The following is a 14,574-nucleotide window of genomic DNA, read 5'->3' as shown; positions in this document are numbered from 1 at the left end:
TGGTTCCTGCTAATGTGAACGTTGATGATCAGCTGTTTTGCTGCCAAAAACGGGTTAACTGTTGAGCGACTGCGTCAGTGTTCAAGTCACAGACATAGGTTCCCGATTGCGCTGGCAGCTCACCCTTCTGTGGGTGTTTTAACTGCTTCAGCGTGGGTTCCACACTGTCATAAAGCGGATCTTTGCCACCCGCCAGCACCAGGGTAGGGCAAATTATGTTTGCCAATTGCTCGGTGAAGTTATGATCCACCACCGCCTGGTAAGATTGGGGATAGGCCGTGTCGGCACTGAAAGCCAAACACAACTCACGCACACTTAAACTCAAGGGGGCTTGACGATCTTTGTCGCGGATCCTGTGCCACATTGAGATGAGATGCTGACCATCTTCCCGCGGTGGAAACAAACAAGCTCTTTCCACTAAAACCGACTTCAGGTGCTCGTCCAATAATGGCGGTCCGGAAAGTGCCAGGCAGGTCACTTCTTGCGGAAAGGTGGCCGCCCACTCTACGGCGATGGCCGCTCCAGTGTGATGCCCAAACACATAACAGGGACGGGAATCAATCTGGCTTTTGGCGGAATGAAGCACCAGGGTAAGCGCGTTAATGCTGGTGGGGCCTTCAAGCGCATCACTCTGCCCGAACCCCGGAGTATCAAGTGCCAACACCTCGAAGTGCTCGGCCAGGGCCAACATCAGTTGTTCATACATGACCGACGCACTGGGTGATTGGTGCAACAACACCAACAGTGGTAAAGACCGTGTATCGCTGATCTTGCTGTAGCGGTAATGAATTTGCCCTTCACCGACATCCACATAACCGCACCGCAATGATTTTTTGAGCAACCCTGGCATCGTCACACTCCGAGCTCCACACTCACCCACTTCAACTCGGTAAACTCTTCGGTACTGTATTTGCCGCCGCTGCGACCTACACCCGACAGACCATTGCCACCGATGGGGGCCAGGGCATTGCTCTGAAAGGAATGCATCCCGATGTGTACACTGCCGGCGTGAATTTCTTTCGCGGCGCGAAATCCCCACTGGATGTTATGGGTCAGAACCGCCGCCGACAGCCCAAATTCACTGTCATTGGCAACCCTAATGGCCTCGTCGAGATCGTCCACAATTGCCACACTGGTGACCGGACCGAAACTTTCTTCCCGCCAAATACCATGAGCTCTGGGTGGCTCAATGAGTACAGTGGGCGCTATCACCAATCCTTCAACCACATGTCCGCCGGTCAACACTTGGGCACCGGACTCTCGCGCCTGCTGAATGTGGGTGAGCACCTTGTCCACCGCACGCCGGTTGATGAGTGGGCCATAAAGGGTGGCTTCATCCCGCAAATCACCGATGGACAAGGTTTCTGCAACCTGTTTCAGCGCGGCCAGAAATGCCTCACTGATACTGCGCTCCACCACAATTCGGGAGTTGGCCATACAGATCTGACCACCATGGGTAAAAATACCTTGCGCGGCAATCTGCGCGGCCTTGACCGGATCACAGTCTGCCAACACCAATAAGGCACTTTTGCCGCCCAATTCCAGTTGCACTGGCCGCATCTGTTGCATCGCCTGTTGACCAATGGCAATGCCGGTCTGAGTCGACCCCGTCAGGGCAATGCAGTCTATTTGAGCATGGGCCACCAGCGCCGCCCCACATTCCTGGCCAAATCCGGGCAATACGCTAATGGCCATCTCAGGCAGGCCCGCCTCAAGCAGCACCTTGGCAAATTCCAGAGCCACTAACGGCGTTTCTTCCGACGGCTTGATCACGACGCTGTTACCCGCCGCTACAGGAAAAGCCACCATTTTTGCCAACAACGCCAGTGGCGCGTTGTAAGGAGAAACCACAGCGACCACCCCCAACGGTTGGCGAAACACCATGGAAAGCCGTTGCGGGTTGTCATTGGGAAAGGTGTCACCGTACAAGCGGCGCGCTTCTCCAGCAGCGGTGCGCAGTAAATCGACGGTATAAACAATTTCATTGCGGGCCTTGGTGATCGCTGAGCCGCTCTCTTCAATCAGCAATTCAAGAAATCGTGCTTCGCCTTCTGCCGCAACAATGTCAGCCGCTTTAAGTAAAACCGCCTCGCGCGCTTTGGGTGCCAACCCAGACCAAATCCGAAAACCTTCACAGGCCGCTTGCACGGCAAAATCAACGTCCGCTTCACCGGCACGAGCAACCCGAGCGATTGGTTTTTCGGTAACAGGGGATAGTACTTCGAACCATCCATTACCGAGACTTGGCTGTGATTTGCCAGCCAGAATCAGTCCGTATTCATTCATTGTTCGCGTCCCCAACTTACGAAAATTCATCAATATTCACTGACACAAATCCTGAGCCAAGCGTCTTTCCACAGCAATGACAAATCGCAAAATACACCTTCAGTATTCAGCAATCGCCGCTGACAAGTCCCAGGGACGATTGCGCAACAAGTTGGTGTTGCGTGAGACTTCTTTGTTGGCGGCTGCAGAAGGATGCAAGCTGACAGTCATAAACGAGTCAGTTGCAGCTACGGGGCGATATTCCGGCTGACTTAACAGACCATCAAACGGGCGCTCCTGCCAGGGTGTCATGACAGTGAAGTCGTGCTGCAGTACTGCGGCAAACGGATTGCCCAGAGCGCTGCTGGAAGTCGCCACCAACAGATTGATGCGATTTTCCGCCGCTCTCTCCAACAAACCGGTGGACAACTCCCACGATTCAAGTGCCTGCAGGGGAACTGACGCCACTTCCACACCGGCCATGGCCATCAGGCGGAAAGTTTCAGGGTAAATACTGTCGTCGCTTAAGCACAGCCCCAAACGGCCGACTGCCAACTCCACCGTAGAAATGTCGTTGACCAGGGATGACCAGGCGAAGCGTTCACTGTGATGGATTTGCCCCTGCCTGAGGCAGATCCCAGCGGCGCCCATCAAGATCGCCGAGTGTTGCGGCTGGCCCAGCTCATCCGCCAGCACCAGCGAGGTTGACAGATAGAGATCATGAAGCTGTGCCAGACTCTGCAGTTCGGCCAACGCTTCCTGCGAGAACTCCATCGCCGCCCTGGGATCCCTCGCCATACGCTCGGCCGACAACAACGGCGGCAACGCCACCCAGGCGGCATCGGCCAAGCTGCCTGAGGACAGGGCATCGGCCAGCTCCTTTAACATTAATTCGCCGTCACTGGCTGTTGCCAAAATCGCGGCTGGCAGCTGCCCAACCTGAGTCCAGGGTGCTTCAGGTTGATTGACGGGATTCTCAACAATGGGGCGATACAACTCAGGTCGCCGCGCCTTGAACACATCGGTACCGTCGGGCCGGGTTTTGTTGTCAGCCTCGGACAGGTCGATATCGGCATAGATCACCTCTTCCTGATCCAGCGAGGCCCGCGCCAGTACTTCGCCGCTGGGAGCAACAATTTGACTCTCGCCGGCACCACCGAGAAAACGCGGAGGAATCCCGGTAGCTTCACTGATCCCCCCCACCATCTCCTCCGGCACCAGGGGTCCGATTTTATTGGCCGCCACCACAAACACTTTGTTTTCAGCCGCCCGCACCGGGATGTGCAACGAACCTTCGTCACTGGCAAAAGAATTCAGGCTGTTGCACAACAGTTGGGCACCGCGCAATGCCAGACCGCGGGGAGTCTCATTGATCACACCGTCCATACAGGCATAAAAACCCAGCCGACCAAACGGCAATTCAACGATGGGGCCAGGCTCTGTCGCACGATCGAGAAAATCGTTTTCATGACCAATGTAAATTTGTTTGGTGTTGTCGGCCAGCAACTCTCCGGCAGGCGAATACAACAGGCTGCTGCCTGTCGCACGCTGACCAGGCCTTTGCACTGTGCAGTTAACCACCACATAAATACCCAACTCGCGGGCTTTATTCGCTATTGCCTGTAAAAAAGGTCCGTCCAACGCTACTGACACGTCATAACAGTGCTCGGGGCCGTCGTACCAGGACAAATGATTACAAAACTCTGGCAGAACCACCAACTGGGGATCCACCTGACTGGCCTGGTCCAGCATTCGCAAGGTTGTCGACAGATTGTCAGCCACATCGGTGCCAACATGGAATTGGGCTGCCGCCACACGTATCTTGTTATACATCATTGTCCTTAAAACTCATCGGTTATTACTGGATTATTTCACGGTTCGGGCAAACTGGGGATATACCCATTCACACTGGGTTTTATGAATACTCTATAAATTCGAAGTCGAAAACCACATTTGTCAATTCTTTGTGCCGGAAGCGCTTTGCCTTCTGAGGGTGGGCCTTACAATCGAGATCAACAAAGCCCTAGATGGAAGGAACTGAACATGCCCACCCCCCATGCAACCAGCGGACCGATAAACACCGGCAACCGCTTTCTTGGTATCGAACTGAACAGCGGTGTTGCTGGTCGACATATGCTGACCTTCTACTTCGCCTGTCTGTGCAGCATCATGCTGGCGTCTTTTATTCCACAAAGCCAACCGTTTATTCTGACCGAATTTCTCGCCATCCCCGAAAGCCGCCACGGGCTCGTGAGCGGTATGCTGAACTTCTGGGCAGAAATCGTCATCATCCTATCGGTAGCCATTTTTGGCCCGCTGTCGGATCGTTTTGGGCGCAAGCCAGTCACCACACTGGGATTTGCCCTGATGGCAGTTGGCACCTATTTATACCCCAGGGCAGAGAACCTGGACTACCTGCTGGCCTATCGTCTGCTCTACTCCGTCGGCATTGCTGCCGTCACCGCCATGGTGGTCACCATTGTTGCAGATTACGCCAGCGACAAGAGTCGCGGTAAGGCCACCGGTTTGCTGGGCGTGATGAACGGCGTGGGCGCCATGATTGCGGTGTTTGTGCTGCTGAAGCTTCCAGCCCTGTTTCAACAGCAAGGATTGACGGCTCAGGAGGCGGGGTATAAAACCTACGACCTGGTGGCGGTCATCATTCTGTTGACCTCGGTGGTGATGCTGGTGGGGTTAAAACCCCACCAGAAGACAGACAACGGCCCTCACCAGAGCCTGCTGAGCTCTGCTCGCAATGGTCTGTTGGCCGCCCGGGATCCCGGGGTGGCCCTGGCCTACGGGGCCTCGTTCCTGGCACGAGGTAACTTGATGATTGTCGGTACCTTTTTTACCCTCTGGATCACCAACTACGGCACCAGCGTGTTACAGCTGGGGCGCGCTGAAGCTCTCGCCCAGGCCGGCACAATCGTCGGGGTGGCGCAGGGCTGTGCCTTATTGGGTGCCCCCTTGTTCGGCCTGATGAGTGACAAGATGAACCGTGTCCACGCTCTCATGATTGCGCTCACCGTGTCTGCCATTGGCTACTCCTCAACCTATTTCATCCACAACCCTTTCTCTGGTGGCATGCTGGTGTGCGCCATTTTTATTGGCCTCGGAGAAATTGGCTGCATCATCACCAGTGGCGTGCTGATCGCTCAACAAACGCCAGCCAGGATACGCGGAGCCGCGATCGGGTTCTTCACCATGTGCGGTGCTGTAGGCATACTAGCGGCCAGCGTTGTTGGGGGTTATCTCTATGACCTGTGGCGACCTTCTGCCCCGTTTGTGCTGTTTGGCGGTGTCGCCTTCATAGTGCTGGTATGGGCCATGTTTGTTCAAGGCCGGGTGAAGCCCCTGAGCGTCACTGACAACCTCGATGGTGGCCTGGAAACGGCCAGTGTATAGAGATAGCTGAACCTCTCACGGATAAATGATCAATCGCAACAAGGCTGAACAATGAACGATAACTACCCCACTTTTCCGGTTGGATCTGTTGGTTATAATTTGATGCTAATGCGCGGTACCTGGCACGACCACGTGGAAACCTATCACCTGGATGGCGCCCCACTGGGCAATGACACAGCCGCCGGCAGCGGTACCCCGGGTCCCAGCCCATTTGACAATCTGGTTTATATCGATTTTGACGGGTATCAACTTCGATTGACCAATGTCCACTTCCGCGGCCGGGAGCCAGTAGCCAAAACCTTTACCGGCAGGATGCGAGACGATATTCTGGTGTTTGATTCGCTGGGCCCCGGTGCCTACGAAAATGTCGGTGTGTCAGGGGGGCCTGGTATTTTGACCTTCAACGCCCTGCACCTGAATGAGGCCTGCAACACCTATATGGAACCTGATTTTATTGTCCTCACCGCTCCGGGTCAGCGCATTCGCCACACCGTCCTGTATCGCGACGGCGTGGCGACACGCACGCTCACTGCACACGGCACCCGACTGCTGCCAACCTGCGACCGGCGCCACCCCATTGATCCTCGCGGAATTGAAGGTCCTGTGCATGAACCACCGTTTAAAGCCAGCATATGGTCACATCTGGCCGATGACTGAACAGTGGTATTAGAGCTGGCATTTGGTAACAGTCATTTGCCAGCTGTTGAACCCCGTGTTTATTGACAAATATCATGCTTCAGCAACCGCAGTTCTCTATACAATCGTTGCAGACATAATATTTCCCTTAACCACAATCCGCCGTAAACGGCTGTCACACCGTTAAAACAAGAGACTGACACCCCATGAGCGAAAGAATTTTAACTCCCATTATTGATCTGGTTGAACAAAACCCGAATGTAGACAACCGCGAAATGTTTGAACGCCTGTGGTCCATTCTGGAAACCATGCGTAAAAAAATTGATGAGCGTTTTACGCTGACTCTCGACCCATGCAGCAACAAGTTCCATGACTATCGGGACATTGCTGCCAGCAAAGAAGGTGCAGAAGGTTCACTGAAAGCCTACAGCGGTGAAGAAATCGATTGGTTCATTCATTCGTTTATTGGTTCTCCGGAATCCAGTTTTACCAATATGCACATCACCATCAGTCTGGGCCCCCAATATCTGGTACCCAACTTCGGTTTTGCCCTGGGCACAGTACCCGATTTGTTTATGTACATGGATTATATTCCACGAGTGGATCTAGTCAGTAACATCGACTATGTCGATCGCTACTACACAGAAGTGAATGAAGAATTTCTCGACCTGCAAGCCGATCACCGGTTTAACCCCTTTATCAGTCGCGACCTCTTCACCCGAGTAGCCATGACTCCAACCGCAGTGGGTTACACCGCCAAACATGATTTGGAGCTACTGGATAAAATCGAACGCATCGCCCACTCCCGTTTGGATCGCTGGCTGAAGTGGGTCGATGAGGCGGAAAAAACACCGGTCGAGATTCGCCAACAATTATCTGATCGCGATCAGCGTATTCGTCGCAATATTTGTGTTCGCGACCCAGCCAACAACCTGGCCGACAAGTTGTTTGGCAAAGCCAATGCAGAAGAAATGGTAACAACTCTGTGGGGCGGCAACCGCACCCTGCCACGTCCACTCGGCAACTAAATTCGGTCCCTCTGCCAGCTTTCGCTGGCAGAGGGAGGTAACAAGACTATGCCCCCCAATCTTATGACCCGTGCTTTCTATGACACCATCGTCATTCCTGAAGCCCAAGCCCCTTACAACAGCGTCCAGCTGAAACTTTATTACCCCGCGAAGTTAGACCCACACAACCCCACCCAACAGTTCGGCATGCTTGCAGCTGATCGTCAACAAGCTCCCTTTCCCGTGGTTATTTTCATGCCTGGCATGAACATAGATCCCGCTGGCTATCGTTGGTTGGCCGAAGCTCTTGGCCAGTGTGGTATTGCCACGCTTTGCTATCAGTTTATGGCCGAAGAAATGCCCGGCAGCATTTTCAGCAGTCCTGGTCTGAACCTGCCGGCGATGCTGCCCGATACCCTCGGTCAGTCAAGCTCTTCAACGGTGCTAACACACTTGTTGGATTACCTGCAGCGCCAGCAACAACAAGGTCCGCTACAGGGCTGTCTCAATCTCGAACAGATTATTTTAGGAGGCCATTCCGCTGGCGGCCTGATGGCGATACTGAATGCCAATCCGGAATGGTTTAGCGGGGTCTGTGGCTGCTTCAGTTACGGCGCGTCGACCGCCGCCAACCCAATGCTCGGCTGGGGTGAAAACAGTTACCTGCCCCTGCCCGGTCGGGTGCCAACTCTGTTGATTGGCGGCACCCGGGAAATTGAAATCAGCAACGTCAGTGGCAGTAACCCTGAAGACAACGCGGCACGTCAAGCCAGTCGCATTGTGCAAACCTTTGAGCAGGTCATGCCCCCCCTTGACGGCAAAAACTGGTTAGTCTTAATCCAGGACGCCACTCATCTAATGCCAGTTTACCCGCCAGACGACACCACCGGATTGGGGTTTTTAAATCCAGAATCCAATCAGTCCCTGGCCGATCACCGCAACTTGTTGCTGACTACCCTGCAACTGTTTATTGAACACATTATCACTGGCGAAGGCAGCGAGCTGCAAAACCTGCTTACTTCGCATCCTCTGGTTTCTTTATACCAACGTAAATAACCTTGCTTAAGTTCAGAAAAATCGCGCCCGCCGATACTTCCTGATCACACATCAACAAAATTGACAATTAGCAAGGTAGTTTTCGGGCAAATCGAGACAATGGTTCCATACACATCATGTGGACACCATTGACTCTAAGGAACAGCGCTATGACTGCAGACAAAAAACCCAGCAACTGGCAACAGTCCATCGACGGCGAATGGCATGGCCGGCCATCACTGTTTGAAGCCGACGGCACCCACGTGGGGTACAACAAGGTTACTCGTGCCAGTGAACATATTGACGGTCGCACCAACTACTGGATGGACACCAAATTTGATGCCACTGGCCCCTTAAACGATCGCTTTGAGCTGGGCAGTAATTTTGATTTTGGGGTGATAGATTCTGATCAGGATCGAATCTATACAGGCCCGGATTTTATCGGCAGTGGCCGTCCCTTTGGCCTGCTGGTGGACTCTAATTATTTTTCACCGGGCTGGAACGTCAATTTACGCACCATGAACCATGTTGTACCGGACCTGGGTATGCAGGTGTACTCATCGCAACTGTTTGAAGGCGATACCCTGATAGGCGTGTTTAACGGGCTCTACGTAGTAACTCACGATATGGCCACCAATCCAGACACCCAAACCAAGGTAGACAAATTTCTTGAGCAGGAAACCCTCGACGGCAAGCGCCCCTACAACTTGCCCGTCAAACACGCGGGTGTACTGCGCGGTGAGTTTGAGGTCTACAACGCTGAGCAGGAATTGATTGGTCATAACCAGGTCACCATTCATCATAAGCCTATTAATCTGCTGCACTCTGAACAAACCATTGAAATTGAAGGCGTAATCAACCGTCGCTGGACAACGATGCGTACCCGCAACGGCAATCATCACCAGTACCATGGTCCACACATGTTTGGCAATGGCATGTCCTACGGTCGCTACCTGTATTCGATTCGCCACGTCTACGGTGAAGCCTTTAAACTGTGGTCTCGCGAAACCCAGATAGATGAGAACCACACTTACGTGTGCGCCTGGCAGTTCCAGGAATCGCATAAAGAAAAATACATGACGTTTGGTGTATTACGCTGGGAGCAAGGTGATCTTATTCTGGGCGCCAACTACATCGATTAATGTTCAATCACAGGATCAATACCATGAACAACACCCCCACAATTTCTCCCATAACCTTTCGCAAGGTGTTGGGTGAATTTGCCACCGGTGTCACGGTCATGACAACGATGGATCAGCAGGGCCACAGGGTCGGCATGACCGTTAGCAGTTTTAATGCCTTGTCGCTTACCCCGCCCCTTATTCTCTGGAGCATTGACAAGAACACCGGCTGTTTTGAGGCTTTCAATAACTGCGACTTCTTTGCCGTACACGTACTCAGTGAAGAACAAGCTGATATTTCATCGCGCTTTGCCAGCAAAGGCATCGACAAATTTTCCGGTATTGACTGTGAAATGAGCCCGAACCAGACCCCGTTATTAACGGAGTATTGTGCCCGGCTGGAATGCCAGATCGAGCATCGTTATGAAGGTGGCGATCATATCATCATTGTCGGCCGCGTCGTTCATATGGATCACCAGCAGCGTAATCCGCTGCTGTTTCACCAAGGTCGTTATGCCTCTATCGAGGCATTTGCAGCGGCTAACTGAATCTCATCTTGATTCAGCTCCAAGCCTCGACCCAAAAGGTCGAGGTTTTTTTGTGTCAGTGCCGGACTGCTCTTCAGGGTGACGACGTTTTTTTTAGAATTGCGGCGTGGCCATGGCGAAGCCCTTGGGCAAGCCAGCATCGGGCGTGAAACCGTACAACTCAATGTTGCCGGGTAAAGCTTGTTGCAGAATTTCGCGGGCAATCATCATTCTTTCAAAATTGATGCCCGTCTTGAGCCCCATGGACTCCAGCAAGAACACCAGATCTTCGGTAATAATATTGCCGCTGGCTCCCGGTGCAAACGGGCAGCCACCGATGCCTCCCATCGAGGCATCCACCGTCGTTAACCCCACTTCAACCGCGGCGAGAGCATTGGCCAGCCCCTGGCCTCGGGTATTGTGCAAATGGATACCCGTGAGATTTTGCTTGCCCACAGCGTCCCATACCTTTTGTGTCAGGCGTCGGACCTGAAGCGGGCTGCCAAACCCGGTGGTATCGGATAAGCCCACTTCATCACAACCCGCTTCCATCAGCGCCTCGGCAATGCGAACCACCTTGTCTTCCGGCACATTACCTTCCAGCGTACAACCAAAACACGTCGACAGGCCGCCCTCAAACTTGGGGCGCTCCGCCACGGGCAGGGTATCGATTAAAGCCCGAATTTCCCGAACCTCTTGCAGCATCTGCTCGTGGGTGCGGCGCACGTTTTTCAGACTGTGGGTTTCACTGACTGAGAGGGGAATGGTAATTTTATCAGCGCCGGCCGCTATCGCACCTTCAGCACCACGCAGGTTCGGTACCAGCACGGCTACTGTGAGATCAGGAATGGTTTTGGCAAACTGGGTAATTTCCGCAGTATCCGCCAGCTGTGGCAACACCTTGGCCGGCACAAAAGAACCCACTTCAATTTCCGGTATGCCACTGTCCGCCAGCGCCTTGATCCAGCGCTTTTTATCTGCAGTGGTCATAATCGGTGCAATGCTTTGCAGGCCGTCACGTGGCCCGACTTCACTGATTTCAATATCAAATTTCGACATAAGTTCCTCTGGATTACTGACAACGTCATCAACCGATGCGCGACATTGGAAATGTTCATATTGCCAATCCTGACTGCCTTGCGCCGCTACTCAATGCGAGGAGATCATGATCAGCCTATTGATTATTTGGTATATTGTTATATCATATAGACATTGTAATTGAGGCCACCCAACAAGAGCAACAGGATTCGTCCATGACTGAAAAACCACAACTCCCCCTGCAAGACTTAAAGGTTGTCGAATTTACTCATATGGTGATGGGTCCCACCACCGGAGTGGTACTTGCCGATTTAGGCGCCGATGTCACCAAAATTGAGCCGCTTGGGGGGGATAATACCCGTCGCCTCAAGGGTTCCGGTGCCGGCTATTTCCCCATGTACAATCGCAACAAGAAAAGTTTGTGCATTGACCTGAAGTCTGATGAAGGTAAAGCCATAACCCTTAAACTGATTGCCGAGGCGGATATCCTCATCGAAAATTTTCGCCCTGGCGCCATGGACAAACTCGGTTTTGGGCCCGCTGACATGCAGGCTCTTAATCCCCGCCTGATCTACTGCTCCCTGAAAGGTTTTTTAAAAGGCCCTTATCAACACCGCACTGCACTGGACGAAGTCACACAGATGATGGGCGGCCTGGCCTATATGACCGGTCTTCCTGATCGCCCCATGCGAGCCGGTTCTTCGGTGGTTGATATCGCTGGCGGCATGTTTGGTGTGATTGGTGTGCTGGCTGCCGTCCATGAGCGTCACCTCACCGGCAGAGGCAAGCATGTAACCAGCTCACTGTACGAAACGACGGCGTTTATGGTGGGTCAGCACATGGCCCAGCAAGCGGTATCGGGTGAAGAGCCACCTCCCATGTCCATTCGTCGCAGCGCCTGGTCCGTGTACGACATCTTTTACTGCAAGGACGATGAGCGGGTATTTGTCGGTGTTGTCAGCGACACGCTCTGGAAAAAATTCTGTGAAGAGTTTGAACTCATCGCGTTTCTTAATGATGAAAGCCTGGACAAAAACAACGATCGCGTTCAACAGCGCGAGAGAATTCTTCCTGTTGTTAATGAGCTGTTTAGATCTCTCGATAAACAAACTCTGATGCAACGACTGGACCGTGCCGGTGTTCCATTTGCGCCAATCAACAAGCCCGCCGATCTGTTTGAAGACCCTCACCTGAATGCCGGAGGCTTGCTGGATATTACCCTGGTAGATGGCAGTAAAACCAAACTGCCGGCGCTGCCATTGGAATTGAGCGGTGTTCGCCCCGGCTTGCATCACGATCTTCCACAAGAAGGCGAAGATTCAAAAACTACCCTGCGGCAGTTGGGTCTGGATGATCAACAGATTGAGCAACTGCTGGAAAAGCAAATTATTAAATCTTTTTAATTCGGTGATAGCCACTATCACGTAGCAATACGTTCTCTCGTTCGGGGCCTTAAGGCCCCTTTTTTTATCGTTCGCGCTCGCCGCTTATTGCAGCCAGGGAAATTGCTGCTGGTAACGCTCTTCAAACTTCTCGATGCGATCGGCCTGCTTCAAGGTCAAAGCGATAGGGTCCAATCCCTCTACCAACATTTCTTTTGGGGCAGCTTCAATGTCGAAATGCCAGTGAGCACCTGAAGGCGACAGCACTTGCTGGCCAGGCAGGTCAATATTAATCTGGTTGATTTGAGGATCATCAGAGCAATCCTTCATCAGTTGATCTATTGCCTGCTCAGGCAAGACAATGGGCAATATGCCATTGCGAGTACAGTTGTTATAAAAGATGGTGCCAAATGACGCAGCAATCACCGCCTGAATACCAAATTCCTTTAAAGCCCACACCGCGTGTTCTCTGGATGAGCCGCAACCAAAGTTCATACCCGACAGCAGAATACTGGTGTTCTGATACGCCGCCTGGTTGAGAACAAACTCTGGATTGACCTGCCGCTCGGCCGGGTTCAAATAGCGCCAGCCGGCAAACAACCCTTCACCGAGACCTTGCTTGGAAACCAGTTTCATCTCTCTGGAAGGGATAATCGCATCGGTATCGACATTATTGCGGATCAGCGGTGCGGCGACGCCTTGATGTTGGGTGAAAGTTTTCATATACGCTTCTCCAATTCACGCACATCGGCCAGCCGACCTAAGACCGCAGAAGCAGCAACGGTAGCAGGACTGGCCAGATGTGAACGGGTTTCAGGGCCCTGCCGACTCTCAAAATTCCTGTTGGTACTCGTCACCACACGCTCTCGATACCCGAAACTTTCGCCACCGGCAAAAAAACACATGGAGCAACCCGATTCTCGCCATTCAAAACCCGCTGCTTTAAAGACACTATCCAGACCTTCGGCTTCAGCCTGTCGCTTGACCAGGCTCGACCCGGGGACACAAATGGCTGTTACGCCCTCGGCCACTTGCCGGCCTTTTAAAATGTTGGCGGCGACTCTCAAATCACTGATGCGGCTGTTGGTACACGAACCAATAAAGGCACCGGTAATGGCCAACTCTGTCAGTTTATCTCCCGGTTTTAATCCCATGTAGGTCAATGCTTTTGTCATCGCCTGGCTTCGATGAACATCCGCTTCGCCGCCAGGATCAGGCACGCTGGCGGTAATGGCCAGCGCATGCTCAGGACTCGTCCCCCAGGTAACGGTGGGGGCAATTTCCGTGCAATCGACCACAATCTCACGATCAAACTCGGCCTGCTCATCACTGTACAGCGTTTGCCAATCGGCAACAGCTTGCCCCCAGGCCTCACCGGCCGGAACATAAGGTCGTCCCTGAAGGTAGGCAAAGGTTTTGCTATCCGGCGCAATTAGCCCGGTAAATGCAGAGAATTCAACGGCCATATTGCACAACGTCAGACGCGCTTCAATGTCGAGCTCGGTAATCACTGCTCCCGCGAACTCGATCACGTAACCACTGCCTCCTGCAGCACCGTAGCTACCAATCAAATGCAAGATCATATCCTTGGCCGTGACACCGTCGGCCAGCTTGCCGTCGAACCGAACGCGCATGGTTTTGGGTTTGTTAACCCGCAGCGTCTTGGTGGCCAGGGCATGCTCCGCTTCACTGGACCCAATGCCCCAAGCCAGAGCGCCCAATGCCCCTTGGGAGCAGGTGTGACTGTCCGGGCAGACCAGAGTCAATCCCGGTTGAACGATTCCTTGCTCCGGGGACACCACATGCACAATGCCCTGACGCGGGTCGTCAATATCAAACAACTGGATCTCAGCCGCGTGGGCCGCCTGACGCGTGGTCTGGATGAAATTCTTACCGCTCGGAACGAGCGTCTCGTCATTGCGACCAGGCAGTGTATCGACGATGTGGTCCATGGCACAAAACACCTGATCCGGTCTTTTGACTTGACGACCGTCACTTTCCAGACTCTTTAAAGCAATAGAGCCGGTGCGTTCATGCAGAAATACCCGATCGATGTAGAGTAATCCAGTATCACCATCCAGTTCACTGACCAGATGACGTTGCCAGAGTTTTTCAAAAAGAGTTTGACTCATAGGCTGCTCCGCCAATGCCTTTTCCT

13 protein-coding genes are annotated in these 14,574 nt (G+C 53.1%); 7 read left to right on the top strand and 6 right to left on the bottom strand.

What is annotated here, in order from left to right; all coding sequences use genetic code 11:
- Positions 1 to 28 precede the first annotated feature (28 nt).
- The 3 genes from G8770_RS17005 to G8770_RS16995 form a co-directional block, all read right to left on the bottom strand.
- The gene (locus G8770_RS17005; RefSeq protein WP_167189593.1) at positions 29 to 850 is read right to left on the bottom strand and encodes an alpha/beta fold hydrolase; all 822 of its coding nucleotides are present in this window, start codon (positions 848 to 850) and stop codon (positions 29 to 31) included.
- A gap of 2 nt (positions 851 to 852) precedes the next feature.
- On the bottom strand, positions 853 to 2,286 hold the full coding sequence (locus tag G8770_RS17000) for an aldehyde dehydrogenase family protein (protein WP_167189590.1): 1,434 nt from the start codon (positions 2,284 to 2,286) through the stop codon (positions 853 to 855).
- Between the two features lie 99 nt (positions 2,287 to 2,385).
- Positions 2,386 to 4,101, bottom strand: a complete 1,716-nt coding sequence (locus tag G8770_RS16995; RefSeq protein WP_208022323.1) for a nitrilase-related carbon-nitrogen hydrolase — start codon at positions 4,099 to 4,101, stop codon at positions 2,386 to 2,388.
- Positions 4,102 to 4,308: 207 nt separating this feature from the next.
- Here G8770_RS16995 and G8770_RS16990 point away from each other — a divergent pair, with 207 nt between their 5' ends.
- From G8770_RS16990 to G8770_RS16965, 6 genes are all read left to right on the top strand, one after another.
- Positions 4,309 to 5,670, top strand: coding sequence for an MFS transporter (locus G8770_RS16990; RefSeq protein ID WP_208022322.1), 1,362 nt, complete (start codon positions 4,309 to 4,311; stop codon positions 5,668 to 5,670).
- A 51-nt stretch (positions 5,671 to 5,721) separates the two neighbouring features.
- A complete protein-coding gene (locus G8770_RS16985; protein WP_167189587.1) occupies positions 5,722 to 6,327 on the top strand; it encodes a hypothetical protein in 606 nt (201 codons plus the stop codon).
- Between the two features lie 185 nt (positions 6,328 to 6,512).
- On the top strand, positions 6,513 to 7,334 hold the full coding sequence (locus tag G8770_RS16980) for a red chlorophyll catabolite reductase (RefSeq protein WP_167189584.1): 822 nt from the start codon (positions 6,513 to 6,515) through the stop codon (positions 7,332 to 7,334).
- Positions 7,335 to 7,382: 48 nt separating this feature from the next.
- Positions 7,383 to 8,369 (top strand): alpha/beta hydrolase, encoded by a 987-nt coding sequence (locus tag G8770_RS16975; RefSeq protein WP_167189581.1) that lies wholly within the window; start codon positions 7,383 to 7,385, stop codon positions 8,367 to 8,369.
- A 149-nt stretch (positions 8,370 to 8,518) separates the two neighbouring features.
- Positions 8,519 to 9,490, top strand: coding sequence for a hypothetical protein (locus G8770_RS16970; RefSeq protein ID WP_167189578.1), 972 nt, complete (start codon positions 8,519 to 8,521; stop codon positions 9,488 to 9,490).
- A gap of 23 nt (positions 9,491 to 9,513) precedes the next feature.
- Entirely contained in the window at positions 9,514 to 10,017 is a 504-nt protein-coding gene (locus G8770_RS16965) for a flavin reductase family protein (protein WP_167189575.1), read from the top strand.
- A 93-nt stretch (positions 10,018 to 10,110) separates the two neighbouring features.
- Here G8770_RS16965 and G8770_RS16960 read toward each other — a convergent pair whose 3' ends face one another.
- Positions 10,111 to 11,055 (bottom strand): hydroxymethylglutaryl-CoA lyase, encoded by a 945-nt coding sequence (locus G8770_RS16960; protein ID WP_167189572.1) that lies wholly within the window; start codon positions 11,053 to 11,055, stop codon positions 10,111 to 10,113.
- A 194-nt stretch (positions 11,056 to 11,249) separates the two neighbouring features.
- On the opposite strand from G8770_RS16960, the gene G8770_RS16955 reads away from it, so the two are divergent.
- Positions 11,250 to 12,437, top strand: a complete 1,188-nt coding sequence (locus G8770_RS16955; RefSeq protein ID WP_167189569.1) for a CaiB/BaiF CoA transferase family protein — start codon at positions 11,250 to 11,252, stop codon at positions 12,435 to 12,437.
- An 84-nt stretch (positions 12,438 to 12,521) separates the two neighbouring features.
- On the opposite strand, the gene leuD is transcribed toward G8770_RS16955, so the two are convergent.
- A complete protein-coding gene (leuD, locus tag G8770_RS16950; RefSeq protein ID WP_167189566.1) occupies positions 12,522 to 13,139 on the bottom strand; it encodes a 3-isopropylmalate dehydratase small subunit in 618 nt (205 codons plus the stop codon).
- Entirely contained in the window at positions 13,136 to 14,548 is a 1,413-nt protein-coding gene (gene leuC, locus G8770_RS16945; protein ID WP_167189563.1) for a 3-isopropylmalate dehydratase large subunit, read from the bottom strand. The genes leuD and leuC overlap by 4 nt, the downstream gene beginning before the upstream one ends.
- Positions 14,549 to 14,574: the final 26 nt, after the last annotated feature.

Origin of the sequence: Pseudomaricurvus hydrocarbonicus (assembly GCF_011602365.1) — a bacterium.
In the GTDB taxonomy this organism is placed as follows: domain Bacteria; phylum Pseudomonadota; class Gammaproteobacteria; order Pseudomonadales; family Cellvibrionaceae; genus Pseudomaricurvus; species Pseudomaricurvus hydrocarbonicus.
The sequence above is the reverse complement of the archived record's forward strand: the minus strand, read 5'-3'. Positions and strand labels throughout refer to the sequence as shown.

What these genes read in the sequence shown, in the direction of transcription:
- G8770_RS16955 (WP_167189569.1), top strand. Translation starts at nt 11,250, where the DNA reads ATGACTGAAAAACCACAACTCCCCCTGCAAGACTTAAAGGTTGTCGAA.
- G8770_RS16980 (WP_167189584.1), top strand. Translation starts at nt 6,513, where the DNA reads ATGAGCGAAAGAATTTTAACTCCCATTATTGATCTGGTTGAACAAAAC.
- leuC (WP_167189563.1), bottom strand. Translation starts at nt 14,548, where the DNA reads ATGAGTCAAACTCTTTTTGAAAAACTCTGGCAACGTCATCTGGTCAGT.
- G8770_RS17005 (WP_167189593.1), bottom strand. Translation starts at nt 850, where the DNA reads ATGCCAGGGTTGCTCAAAAAATCATTGCGGTGCGGTTATGTGGATGTC.
- G8770_RS16970 (WP_167189578.1), top strand. Translation starts at nt 8,519, where the DNA reads ATGACTGCAGACAAAAAACCCAGCAACTGGCAACAGTCCATCGACGGC.
- G8770_RS16965 (WP_167189575.1), top strand. Translation starts at nt 9,514, where the DNA reads ATGAACAACACCCCCACAATTTCTCCCATAACCTTTCGCAAGGTGTTG.
- leuD (WP_167189566.1), bottom strand. Translation starts at nt 13,139, where the DNA reads ATGAAAACTTTCACCCAACATCAAGGCGTCGCCGCACCGCTGATCCGC.
- G8770_RS16995 (WP_208022323.1), bottom strand. Translation starts at nt 4,101, where the DNA reads ATGATGTATAACAAGATACGTGTGGCGGCAGCCCAATTCCATGTTGGC.
- G8770_RS16990 (WP_208022322.1), top strand. Translation starts at nt 4,309, where the DNA reads ATGCCCACCCCCCATGCAACCAGCGGACCGATAAACACCGGCAACCGC.
- G8770_RS16960 (WP_167189572.1), bottom strand. Translation starts at nt 11,055, where the DNA reads ATGTCGAAATTTGATATTGAAATCAGTGAAGTCGGGCCACGTGACGGC.
- G8770_RS16985 (WP_167189587.1), top strand. Translation starts at nt 5,722, where the DNA reads ATGAACGATAACTACCCCACTTTTCCGGTTGGATCTGTTGGTTATAAT.
- G8770_RS17000 (WP_167189590.1), bottom strand. Translation starts at nt 2,286, where the DNA reads ATGAATGAATACGGACTGATTCTGGCTGGCAAATCACAGCCAAGTCTC.
- G8770_RS16975 (WP_167189581.1), top strand. Translation starts at nt 7,383, where the DNA reads ATGCCCCCCAATCTTATGACCCGTGCTTTCTATGACACCATCGTCATT.